The organism is Olivibacter sitiensis DSM 17696 (assembly GCF_000427965.1).
In the GTDB taxonomy this organism is placed as follows: Bacteria; Bacteroidota; Bacteroidia; order Sphingobacteriales; family Sphingobacteriaceae; genus Olivibacter; species Olivibacter sitiensis.
Genome location: NZ_ATZA01000072.1, coordinates 1 through 12,096, shown reverse-complemented (window position 1 = coordinate 12,096; position 12,096 = coordinate 1). Strand labels below are relative to the sequence as shown.

The 12,096-nt window shown below is 42.9% G+C and carries 8 protein-coding genes and 1 tRNA gene; 5 read left to right on the top strand and 4 right to left on the bottom strand.

Features of this window, described 5'->3' with window-relative positions; all coding sequences use genetic code 11:
* Window positions 1-246 (top strand): transposase (locus A37S_RS28410; protein WP_036603309.1); only part of this gene is annotated, 246 nt, incomplete at its 5' end.
* 343 nt (window positions 247-589) lie between these two features.
* On the opposite strand, the gene A37S_RS0121640 is transcribed toward A37S_RS28410, so the two are convergent.
* From A37S_RS0121640 to A37S_RS0121630, 3 genes are all read right to left on the bottom strand, one after another.
* Window positions 590-661: transfer RNA gene (locus A37S_RS0121640), tRNA-Arg, on the bottom strand.
* Between the two features lie 154 nt (window positions 662-815).
* Entirely contained in the window at window positions 816-1,916 is a 1,101-nt protein-coding gene (gene ychF, locus A37S_RS0121635) for a redox-regulated ATPase YchF (RefSeq protein WP_028298764.1), read from the bottom strand.
* Window positions 1,917-2,074: 158 nt separating this feature from the next.
* A complete protein-coding gene (locus A37S_RS0121630; protein WP_028298763.1) occupies window positions 2,075-4,459 on the bottom strand; it encodes a glycoside hydrolase family 3 N-terminal domain-containing protein in 2,385 nt (794 codons plus the stop codon).
* 234 nt (window positions 4,460-4,693) lie between these two features.
* Between A37S_RS0121630 and A37S_RS0121625 the strand changes: the two genes are divergently transcribed.
* From A37S_RS0121625 to A37S_RS0121615, 3 genes are all read left to right on the top strand, one after another.
* The gene (locus A37S_RS0121625; RefSeq protein ID WP_036603756.1) at window positions 4,694-5,896 is read left to right on the top strand and encodes an ROK family protein; all 1,203 of its coding nucleotides are present in this window, start codon (window positions 4,694-4,696) and stop codon (window positions 5,894-5,896) included.
* A 161-nt stretch (window positions 5,897-6,057) separates the two neighbouring features.
* Window positions 6,058-9,372 (top strand): SusC/RagA family TonB-linked outer membrane protein, encoded by a 3,315-nt coding sequence (locus A37S_RS0121620; RefSeq protein ID WP_036603753.1) that lies wholly within the window; start codon window positions 6,058-6,060, stop codon window positions 9,370-9,372.
* Between the two features lie 11 nt (window positions 9,373-9,383).
* Entirely contained in the window at window positions 9,384-10,970 is a 1,587-nt protein-coding gene (locus A37S_RS0121615; RefSeq protein ID WP_028298760.1) for a SusD/RagB family nutrient-binding outer membrane lipoprotein, read from the top strand.
* 343 nt (window positions 10,971-11,313) lie between these two features.
* Here A37S_RS0121615 and A37S_RS0121610 read toward each other — a convergent pair whose 3' ends face one another.
* On the bottom strand, window positions 11,314-11,616 hold the full coding sequence (locus A37S_RS0121610) for a hypothetical protein (protein ID WP_028298759.1): 303 nt from the start codon (window positions 11,614-11,616) through the stop codon (window positions 11,314-11,316).
* A gap of 293 nt (window positions 11,617-11,909) precedes the next feature.
* Here A37S_RS0121610 and A37S_RS25700 point away from each other — a divergent pair.
* A partial coding sequence (locus tag A37S_RS25700; RefSeq protein WP_036603688.1) for a DUF4372 domain-containing protein occupies window positions 11,910-12,096 on the top strand: 187 nt, incomplete at its 3' end.

Genomic DNA, 12,096 nt, shown 5'->3' with positions numbered 1-12,096 from the left:
AGTCCAGGAGAACGCAATCCGATCGAAGGAAAGTTTGGTCAAGCAAAGACTGGTTACGGAATGAATCTCATTTTAGCTCGTCTAGCAAGAACCAGCGAAGCTTGGATTAGCTGCATCGTATTGGTGCTTAACTTGGTCAAATTGGCCGAGCTAGCACTTTATTGCATTATCAATATAGTAATCAAATATGTGGTAGATCTGCGCAAAGATTACAACCTCATACCCCAATACTCAAAAATCTGCTGAAAAAATCATTGAGTTTTTCAGCAGACCCTATTTATACTAAAATAATTGATGAGTAGGAATATTTCGCTGTCTATCTCAGATACTGCTTCGGAAATATCCAAAAGATGCTAAAGGATGTCTGTAAAGCATTTTCAAACCTTGACAGGCTATATATAGAAGGGGATGTAAGGCAAAAACAGGAAATCCTGGGTTCGATATTTCCCAAAAAACTTGTAATTGAGAAAACAGATTATCGAACTCTTGAAGTGAACGAAGCAGTCCGTCTTATCTATCTGATAAACAAGGGTTTAAAAGCAAAAAAAAAACGGGACAAATGATGATTTAAATCAAGTGTCCCATGGGGTGTTCCCGACGAGATTCGAACTCATATCATCAGAACCGGAATCTGACATTCTATCCATTGAACTACGGGAACAAAGGTTTGCAAACTTAGATAAATTCCTTTTGATATGCAATATAATTGCGTTGTATATAAAGGAGGAATTTATCGATCTCTCCCCAGCCATTGAGAACTTTTTATAGGGGAAATGTAAAAAAACATTAGCTATTATGGATGTGTATTTTTCAATTTATACATTAAAACGGAAATGCATGATGTCTCCGTCTTCTACGATATACGTTTTTCCTTCTACGCTGAGCTTACCCGCTTCTTTACAGGCGTTTTCTGAACCATAAGTGACAAAATCATCGTACTTGATCACTTCGGCACGGATAAAGCCTTTTTCAAAGTCGGTATGGATAACACCGGCTGCTTGTGGGGCGGTGAATCCCTTCTCGATGGTCCATGCACGAACCTCCTGTACGCCAGCGGTAAAATAGGTGGCTAGATTGAGCAGGCGATAAGCCGCCTTGATAAGTTTGTTTACGCCAGATTCGCTAAGACCGAGGTCTTCCAAGAACATTTGACGTTCTTCATAGCTTTCCAACTGGCTGATTTCCGATTCGATCTGGGCGGAGATAATCAACACTTCGGCATTTTCGTCCTTTACGGCTTCCCGTACCTGCTCCACATAGGCATTGCCACCAGCTACTGAAGCCTCGTCCACATTGCAGACATACAGAATAGGTTTCACGGTGAGCAGGTTGAGGTCATCGATAAACACAAAATCTTCTTCCGATATAGGGGCTGTCCTGGCAGATTTGCCCGATTCCAAATGGGGTTTTACGATGCTTAATATCTCGAAAGTCTTCTTGGCATCCTTGTCGCCACCGGTCTTGGCCATTTTCTCTACCTTTTGAATGCGCTTGTCTACGGTTTCAAGATCCTTCAGCTGCAGTTCGGTATCGATTATTTCCTTATCGCGTACAGGATCTACGGATCCGTCCACATGGATGACATTGCCATCGTCAAAGCAACGCAATACATGGATAATGGCATTTGTTGACCGGATATTGCCAAGGAACTGGTTTCCCAGTCCCTCGCCTTTGCTGGCTCCTTTTACCAAACCGGCAATGTCGACTATTTCAATCGTATTGGGGACTATCCTGTTGGGATTTACCAATTCCGCCAGTTTGCTTAAGCGTTCATCCGGTACGGTAATGACTCCCACATTGGGTTCAATGGTACAAAAGGGGAAATTTGCCGCTTGTGCCTTTGCATTGGACAAACAGTTGAACAGGGTAGATTTACCAACGTTGGGAAGGCCAACGATACCACATTGTAATGCCATTTATAAATTAAAAATTAAAAAGTCAAAATTAAAAGCGCATTGCTCGCCTAAGCAACAAGGCGGTTTAAAGTAGCGCAAACTTAGATAAACTCGTCCGAATATGCAAGTAGGTAAAGCAGGTCGCCATGTTACGAAGAATAGCAATTCGGCTCTTTCCGCTATAGTTCGTAGGAGCGTAAGAGCTCGATTTCCTTTTCAAGTCGGATATCCGTTGACGAGGCACCTATCATAAGTTGAAAAGTGCCCTTTTCTACCGTCCATTTGAGCTTGTTGTCCAGCAGTTTCAGATCTTCTTTCTTGAGATTGAATTGAACCGTCGTACTTTTGCCGGCATTTAGATGTATGCGTTTGAAATCTTTCAACGCTATAACGGGAGTTACCACGCTGCTCACTTTATCTCGGACATAGAGCTGTACCACCTCATCACCGGCCATCTTGCCGATATTCTGAATTGTGCATGAGACTGAAAGATCGAAATCATCTTCTTCAAGCGACAGCTGAGTTTGCATGTCGCTGTAAGCATAGTCGGAATAGCTTAAGCCAAATCCAAATGGATAGAGCGCCTTGGCGTCCATTTCCACATAGTCGTGTTTGGTGGGCTTGTTATAATTGTAATAGATGGGGAGCTGGCCTACGGACTTGGGAACGGAAATAGGGAGACGACCGGCGGGATTGTAATCGCCAAAGAGTACATCGGCTATGGCATGCCCACCTTCCTGACCGGGATACCAGGCATCGATTATCGCATCTACATGTTCTTGAGCCCAGTTGAGGTTCAATGGCCTGCCTTTAATGGTAACCAAAATGACGGGTTTGCCCGTTTGCACAATGGCCTTAAATAATTCGAGTTGTTTGCCCATCAGGTCAAGACTGGCCCTGTCATATCCCTCGCCACTCTCCATGTCGCTTATATCTGACTCCGATACCAGGGCAGCTCCCGTGGCCAAGTAGGAAGTGCGGAAGTCACGAGCACTGGATCCTCCGAGAACCACGATGGCCACATCGGATTGCATCGCAGCTTCGGCGGCCTCGGAGATTTGGCTATTGCTGGTGTCTCGTATGTCGCACCCCTTGACATAGTTTATCTCTGTGTATGGGCCCAGCTTTTCCTTAATGCCTTGCAGTGGCGTAATGATGGCCTTTGGATCTTGTGGGGCAGTATAATCGCCCAGTTGGTTGTACGTATTGTCCGCATTGGGACCGATAAGGGCAATGCGCTTGACGTTTTTGGAAAGGGGGAGCAAGTGCTCGTCATTTTTCAACAACACGATTGATTCCTGCGCCACTTTTCTGGCCAGACTCACGTGCTCATTGGAACGGGCGAACGATTCTGCGCGATTTACATCTACGAAAGGATCTTCGAAAAGACCGAGGGCGAACTTGAGCCTGAGTACACGTGCCACTGCCTTGTCCAGGTCATTTATGCTCACCTTTTTCTGCGCTATGGCTTCCAGTAGCGCTTTGTCATAACCGTATCCGCCCAAGTCGGCATCCAGTCCCGCATTGAAAGCCAGTGCTGCGGCATCTACGGCATTTTCGGCTACATGATGGTTGCCCAGGAGGCCGGAAATACTTCCCAGGTCGGATACGACAAAACCATCAAAGTTCCAGGTGTTGCGTAATAAATCCTTGAGCAAAAATTCGTTTGAGGAACAGGGAATGCCATCAATGGCGTTGCACGCCGTCATGACAGATAGGGCACCGGCCTCTACGGCCTTCTGGAAGGGGGGGAGGTAGTTCATAGCCATATCGCGATGGCCAATCTGGGCGCTGCCGCCGTTGTGTCCTCCCTCGGGACTGCCATATGCGGCAAAGTGCTTCAAAGTTGAAATGATGTGCCCATCGCTTGGTATGTCATTGACTCCTTGAAAACCCTGTACCATGGCTACCCCCATCTTTGTTATCAGCAAGGGGTCTTCGCCATAGGTTTCTTCTACCCTGGACCACCTAGGCTCTCTGGCAAGATCCAAGATAGGGCCATAGCCGATATGAGCACCTGCGGATCTTGTCTCTAGGGCAATGGCAGTTGCCATTTGCTTGATCAACTGCGGATTCCATGTGCTAGCTTGACCGATGGCCGTGGGAAATACGGTTTTGCCAATGGCCATATGTCCATGCGGACATTCCTCGGCGAGGAGTAAGGGGATACCTAAGCGGGTGCTGTCTAAGGCATAACGTTGCAGAGCATTGGTTGCCATGGCCGATTCCCTTGGATGCAGCCCGGATTCTAGGGTCTTTTTTGTCCAAGGATCAGCACGCAGTGTTGCCCATAGCATTCCGATATGTCTTTTTTGGATAGCCTCTTTCAGTCCATCACTTACGCCAATGTGGGCGCCGTATTTTTGGTACATTTCCCATCCAAGCAGTGTAGATAATTGGCCCACCTTTTCTTCCAAGGTCATTCTAGATAGCAAATCTTCGGTACGTTCTGCTACCGAACGTTTGGGGTCTTTATATACGGTGCTGTCGTCGTGCGCTGCAAATGTCAGGTTGGCATATAATGAGATGGTACTTATTGCCAGACCAAATAGTTGGTTCCTCATTTTATGTTGCTTTTCTAATTAGAAATATATTAATGGTTCCAGACGTTATTTTTTCTTTATCTGTACGCTCATTTGGCAAAACTATTATTTTTTACATCACAGTTCAGCTAATGCGTCATTTTTTAAACTTTTTAACATAAATATTCATAAATCTGTATAAACTTATATTAAATATTTAATAAGTTGTTTGTTTTTTAACAAATAAAAATTATGTTTGTCATTAGATACTAAATTATGGAGGAAGTTACTTCGAAAAAACGGGTTAAATTGATGCGTGAGATCATCCGTCAATTATATTTTAACAATGCATTATCGGTTAACGAGCTGGCTAAGCTAACTGGCAAGAGTTTGCCTGTCATTGCCGAGACAATTGGTTCTTTGATACGCGACGGTTGGGCGGAAACAAGTGATTTTGCCCAATCAACGGGAGGAAGGAGAGCAACGCAATATAAATTGGATACAAACGCGGGATACAGCATCATAGCTGTCGCGATGGACCAATTTATCACTCGTGTGGTGGCTTACAATCTGAATAACGAGATCATCGCACCGATAGCCGAGTATGAACTGCTTTTAACCGATGAAAAGTCGACTTGTGTTGATCTCATAAGTATTGTCAATGATTATATCAATACGCTATCGACTTCCAGGGATAAGATTATTGGTGTTGGAATAGCCATGCCGGGATTTGTCAATGCTGAACAAGGTATTAATCGTTCCTTCTTGGGCTATGGTCAGCAAAGTTTGGTCGAAGTGTTGGCTCCAGCTATTGGCTTGCCTGTCTTTATTGATAATGACTCCACGGCTATAGCCCTTGCCGAACTCTATTTTGGGGCTGCAAAGGGTATGAGAGATGTCATGGTCGTAAACGTAGGTTGGGGAATAGGCCTAGGTATGATAGTAAAGGGAGAGCTCTTTAGAGGACATAGTGGCTATGCAGGGGAGTTCAGCCATATTCCATTGGCAGATGGTGACGACCTGTGTTCCTGTGGCAAGAGAGGCTGCTTGGAGGTAGACTCTTCCCTGCTGGTCATTACCCGACGGGCACAGGAAGAATTGTCAAAGGGTACAGCCTCGATGTTGAAGTCACTTTTCGACCTTCATGAAAAGCCAACTGGCGAAGAGGTTCTACTGGCCGCAAATAATGGGGATCAATTGGCCATAAGCCTATTAGCAAAAGCGGGCTTCATTATAGGAAAAGGAATAGCTACTCTGATACACATCATGAATCCGCAAGCAGTGGTGATTAGTGGCCGGGGAGCTATAGCTTCCAAATCCTTAATGGCGCCCGTTTATCAGGCTGTCAACGAGTTTTGTATACCGTTGATAGCGGAGCAGACCAAGCTGATTGCGTCCTCATTAAATAAAGAAGCTGAATTAATTGGTGCTGCGACCTTGGTCATGGAGCGCAGTGAGATTATAAAGGCCAATAATTGATAAAATGTCAATAAGTACCAGATATTTTTTTGAATTAATAATTAACCACTAAACAATGAATTAAATAAAACAAAACAAAAAATCACAAATCAATCAAAAGGCCAATGGGCCACAGATCAATCAACTATTAAGAAATACGTAAAAAACTAACATGAGATGTTATGAGAAATCTTTATTTTAAAGTGTTGGCTGTAGCGTTACTGTTGCTAAGCTGTATTAGCTATGGTTTTGCACAGCAATCCGTTACCGGGATAGTATCGGATGCACAGGGCCCTTTGCCGGGGGTGAGCGTGACTGTCAAAGGAAGTACACGTGGTATACAAACAGATGCCGGTGGTCGTTATACCATCAATGCGTCAGCAGGTGAAGTATTGCGCTTCTCCATTGTGGGCTATGCACCGCAAGAAATTACGGTGAGTAGCTCTATGACCATTAATGTAACCTTGGAAGCGGCCGCTGGCGAGCTCGATGAAGTGGTGGTGACTTCGCTGGGTATTAAGCGCGAGGCAAAATCTCTCGGATATGCCGTGAGTACAGTAGGTGCAGCGGAATTAACCAAAACGGGCTCTCCCAATTTTGCTGGTGCTTTGTATGGCAAGGCACCTGGTGTGCGTATCTCTGCAGCGCCAGGCGGTGCTACATCGGGTATAAACATCAATATCCGTGGAACAAACTCTATCACGGGTAATTCGCAGCCGTTGGTTATCATAGACGGTATACCTATGCGTCAATCAACTTTCAATAACTCCGATTATTGGGGAGATCAGAGGTCTAGGGGAAATGGGCTTGAAGATCTTAACCCAGAAGATATAGAGTCTATCAGTATCTTGAAAGGAGCTTCTGCTGCTGCACTATATGGCTCAGAAGCCATGAACGGTGTAGTATTGGTAACCACTAAGTCTGGAAAAGGAGGTAAAGGATATACTATTGATTTCAATAGTACATACACGCATGATCAGATTGCTTATTTGCCTCGTTTTCAAGATGTAAGAGGTCCTGGCTATGATCTGTCATATGCAGACGTGGGGCAATCAGCGGACATGTTCTATTATTACGATGATGGAGTAAGGGGAACAGCCAACACAAGCCTTAATTTTGGTCCCAAATTTGACGGACAGCCAATACGTTCATGGGATGGGGAAATTCGCCCGTACGTTGCTCAAAACGCATATGGAAAATTCTTCAATAATCCAGACAATACCATATTCAACTTGGCTATTGGACATGCTGGTGAGAGTTCCAACACGCGTTTTTCCTTGACTCGTCAAGATAACCAAATGACATCTTTGGAATCTTACAACAAAAAGAACATTGCCAATCTGAACACAACGTTTAAACTATGGGATAAGCTGACTACCGATGTCGTTGTCAATTATGTGAATCAGCATACACATAATAGGCCATTCCTAACGGATCGTCTGATCAACAATTTTACGGGAATGATTTCTACTTTCGACAATCCGGATTGGTACAAGAATAAGTATCAAACAAGTCTTGGTTACAAATTTGTAACAGGAACAAACCCAAGTTTGACTCCAGATGAGAATATTACCTATAACGGTTATAGAGCCGATGTACTCGATTATATGTGGAATGTGCTGGCCAAGGATTATGACGAATATTCCAACCGTGTAATTAGCTCAGTGACGAATACCTGGCAAGTTACAAATGATTTTTCTGTAAGGGCCAGATTCTCTGCTGATATGACCTCGCTGAAAACAGAGGATAAACAACCAACAGAAAGACCTTTGTCTATCGACAATAGTACAGGCTACTTTTCTTTAGGATCGCAAAACGCAAATATTTATTATACAGACCTTTTGGCTACCTATAATAGGCAAGTGACGGAAACTGTGAAATTGGGTGCCATGTTGGGTTATACCGCTACCAAATCACAGGATACATACGTACAGCGGAATACCGATGGTGGCCTAAGTGTGAGAGATTGGTTTGATTTAAATGCTTCTAACAATATTGCCAGATGGAATGACAATTTAAACTATAGAAGGGACATGTTGCGTGATGCTTTATTTGGAACCGTTAATTTTAGCCTAAAAGACTATTGGTTTGTAGAAGGTACATTAAGGAGGGAACGTATCTCTACCATGCATCCCGATGATAATGTCCTATATTATCCATCTGTGAATTCAAGCTTGATCTTAAGTGAGGCATTTAATCTCCCTGAAATATTTAATTATTCGAAATTGAGAGGTTCTTGGGGCGTTGTGGGTAACTATCCTGGTATTTTCCAAAGTGCTACGAGTCTTACCCAATCTTCCTTGGGTATACAAGCCGATGGAAGTGGAAGCGTTATATACACCCTTGTTCCCACTTCTTCCTATGGCAATGAAAAAATAAAACCCGAAACGAAGTATGAAATGGAATTCGGCTTGGAGACCAGAATTTTAGACGGCCGTTTAGGTTTTGATATCACCTATTATAACGGACAGATTCGTGATCAGATACTGGACTATTCCCTAAATATAAGTCAGGGTGCTTCTTCCATATTGGCCAATGTAGGTACTCTGCGCAATAAAGGGTGGGAGTTTGCCATTAATGGTGCGCCAATACAGAATGGCAATTTCAGGTGGAATTCAATCTTGAATTTTTCCATGAATAAAAACATCATAGAAGAGCTGCCAGGTGGAGCTACTTCGCTCTTACATAGGGATTACGATGGTTCCGCTGCCCAGTTAATTTCAAATGTAGGAGAACCAATGGGAGACATTATGGTACATCCCATTGCGACTGATGCACAAGGCAATAAAATCGTAATGGACAACGGCCTGTATCAATTGGATGCAAATAGCTGGGTCAAAGCTGGCAATGCCATGCCAAAAGTAGTCGGTGGTTTTATAAACAACTTCAACTATAAGAACTTCTCGTTGGATGCCCTAATAGACTTCAGGTGGGGAGGAAATGTGATGCCCACTGGTATTGCATGGATGACCAGTAGAGGCCTTACAGAAGAAAGTTTGAACTACATGGATGCTGAGCATGGAGGTGTGAGTTATTATCTTGATGCCGATGGAAAAGGGATTGCATATTCTGGTGCTACGGGCCCGAATGGACAAACCGTTCATTATGATGGTATGTTGATGGAAGGCGTATTGGCTGATGGTTCCACAAATGCAAACGTAATTTCTCAAGTAAGATACTACGCAAATACCTATAACTGGGGTGGTCCACAGTATTCCTATTCCAACTATGGATTATATGTTAAAAAGAACAATTACATCAAAATGCGTGAATTGTCTCTGGGATACCGCTTGCCTAATGAAATAGCCTCTAAATTGAGAGCCAAAAATCTACAATTGTCTGTGTTTGGCCGTAACCTGTTCTTTATATACCGGTCTTTAAAAGACCTAGATCCCGAACAGATGACAGGCGGATCTAACTGGATTAACCAGGTAAGTAATGCAGGAACAAGTCCTGCTACTAGGACATTTGGTTTAATGTTGCGTGCTAGCTTCTAAAAATTAAGAAAATGAAAAAGTATTTTATAATAGGACTATGGGCTGTAGTAGTTTCGGCAATTACGCCCGCTTGTAAAAAAAGTTCTTTCGACGAATTGTATAGGGATCCTGAAAAGGTGACTGAGACTACAGTAGAGAAGCAATTTGTGGGTGTTATCCATGGTTACCGACAACTTATCGTTCCTACATACCGGAATTATTTTGTAACGATTCTTCCCACTATTGCTAGGTATATCCAAATCTATGGATGGGCAAATTCGGAAAATCAGCTATTGCCTGGTGCAGCGGCTATTGAAGATAGGTGGAATAGGTATTATGAAGGGCTTGCTCAGTATCGCGAGTTTGAGAATGTTTATAACAATTCTGATCCAGTTGTACAAGAACAGACCCGGATTTTCTATCTAGCTGCTAAGGTCATATTCTATGATCAATCGCAACAAATTGTCGATCTGCATGGAAGTATTCCATGGAGTCAGGCAGGTATGTTGAGTACGAATGGAGGTGATTACACGGTTTCCTATCCGGCTTATGACTCAGCAGAAGATATTTACACCGCTATGTTGGATGATCTTAAAGCTATTGCATCGGAGTTGAATGCGATAAGTATTCCGAGTACGTCTCTTTTTGCTACGCAGGATATTATAAACAACGGAAGTTTGGATCTTTGGAAAAAATATTGTAATTCATTGAGATTAAGGATGCTCACTCGCGTTTCATCCGCTTCTGCATTTTCTTCTAGGGCCCAAACGGAGTTGTCAGAAATTATCAATGCACCTACCACTTATCCATTGATATTAGCGAATGATGACAACGCGCAGCTGGATGTTTTTGATCCTTCAACTGACATTAATTCAACGGGTTTTCAAGATGCATTGGAAAGCTGGAATGGGAATATTGCCAGCAAGGTGATGATAGACCACATGAATGAGAAGGGAGACCCTCGATTGCCATTTGTTTTTGAACCGGGTGCTCAGGCAAATGGTGCGTATATTGGACTGAACCAATCTTTGACCGGTACTGTTCAATCAAATCTTATTTCTGGACCTGTCACTAGCGGGGGTGGAACGATAGCTATTTACAACCGGTCGACATTTTCACGAAATGATTATTTTCCTGGTTTGCTAATATCGGCATCTGAGGTTAACTTTCTGTTGAGTGAATACTACCTGGCAGCAGGCAATAGCGCTACAGCCAAAACCTATTTCGAAAATGGAATTAAAGAGTCTATAGATCTTTTCCAACGGATTAGAAGTGTAAGCAATGATAATATTGTTGCGGCGGCCACGGCACCTACTAGCAGCGCTATTAATGGATATATATCTGCTGTTGACTGGGATGGAGCCTCAAATAAACTTGAGCTTATTGCATGGCAAAAATGGCTTCATTTTAACATGATGCAACCTGTTGAATCATGGGCTGAAGTAAGACGTTTGGACTATCCTCAATTCACATTTGTGGTACAAAACTCAGACGTTCAGCAAACAGTCCCGGTCAAATGGAACCTTCCTTCTTCGGAACCAACGTATAACGGAGCTAATTATCAGGCAGTACAGGTCCAAGATAATGTTAACACAAAGTTGTTCTGGGATGTGAATTAGAAAATAGCTGTTTTTCTAGGATTTATTGAACAACTAGGGGTAGTCTCGACTACCCCTAGTTTGTTAATTATGATTAGAGAATGTCTACAACTTTCGGGTTGCTTTAATTGATCCATAACTATTTCTAACCCTTCCGCTCACATAATATGTGTCTTCTCATAACTCATCATTTTTTGAGCAATGAATAAATAAAAGATTGACTTATGCTTTCATTAGGTGTCGATTTTTGTTCAATTTGCTACTCATTCCTTGCCTGCAGTTCGTGAAAAGCTGCTATGGATAATCGCTAATTTCGACTACGAAATCCGGACGGCATCAGAACCTGACGGGAGGGCGAGGCTTCTCAGTACCGCATTCCCTGTCCCAGCACCACTTTTTCCTGCGAGACATATACCACAATAGGCCCCAGAAAAAGCATTTCATCCACACTGGTCTCAAAAGATACGGAAAAAGCCTTTTGGCCATTATACTCGGTATGAGCTACCGGAGCTTCTCGCCAGTCGATGACAATGGACGCCTGTTGTTGTTCTGAGAGAGAGTGCCAGGCTATTTCCCGTATTTCCTGTTCACTTGGGGAGCTGTCATTTTTCTTGCAAGCGGACGTGCTCAATGTCACTAGGACGAAGATTGTAAAGATTGTTTTCATAAGGGGCTCTATTTAGTTTTATAAACACAATGTGTTTTATGACAAGATGTTTTTTTATAGAAAAAGATTAATTTAGCCTAAAGCGGCTAATAAAGAGTAGTTTACAAGAGTGGGAAACTCTATCGGTAACGATTTAGTAATGGTGCTTAGTGCACTTGCTTTCATTTGATTACCTTGTAAATCATTAATGCAAATATAATAAATCACTACTGACCGACAAAAAATAATTTAAGGAGCTGCCATATCTGGCAAGCTCCTTTTTTCATATTTTGGTTTTACGACAAACTAAAAATATGAGTGATAAAAATACAGAAAAGAAATTAGTCGGTCAGCCAATCTTCAAACAATTATTAGGTTTTATTCCAAGGAACAAATTTGAGATGCTTGTGAGCAAGCACCGGTCTGACCGCTATTACAAGACCTTTGATTCATGGACACAACTCATGACGATGCTGTTCGGAATATTCAGCCGATGTGATT

Coding starts and splice junctions, on each gene's coding strand:
- ychF (WP_028298764.1), bottom strand. CDS start 1,916: ATGGCATTACAATGTGGTATCGTTGGCCTTCCCAACGTTGGTAAATCT.
- A37S_RS0121625 (WP_036603756.1), top strand. CDS start 4,694: ATGGAGGAAGTTACTTCGAAAAAACGGGTTAAATTGATGCGTGAGATC.
- A37S_RS0121610 (WP_028298759.1), bottom strand. CDS start 11,616: ATGAAAACAATCTTTACAATCTTCGTCCTAGTGACATTGAGCACGTCC.
- A37S_RS0121615 (WP_028298760.1), top strand. CDS start 9,384: ATGAAAAAGTATTTTATAATAGGACTATGGGCTGTAGTAGTTTCGGCA.
- A37S_RS0121620 (WP_036603753.1), top strand. CDS start 6,058: ATGAGAAATCTTTATTTTAAAGTGTTGGCTGTAGCGTTACTGTTGCTA.
- A37S_RS0121630 (WP_028298763.1), bottom strand. CDS start 4,459: ATGAGGAACCAACTATTTGGTCTGGCAATAAGTACCATCTCATTATAT.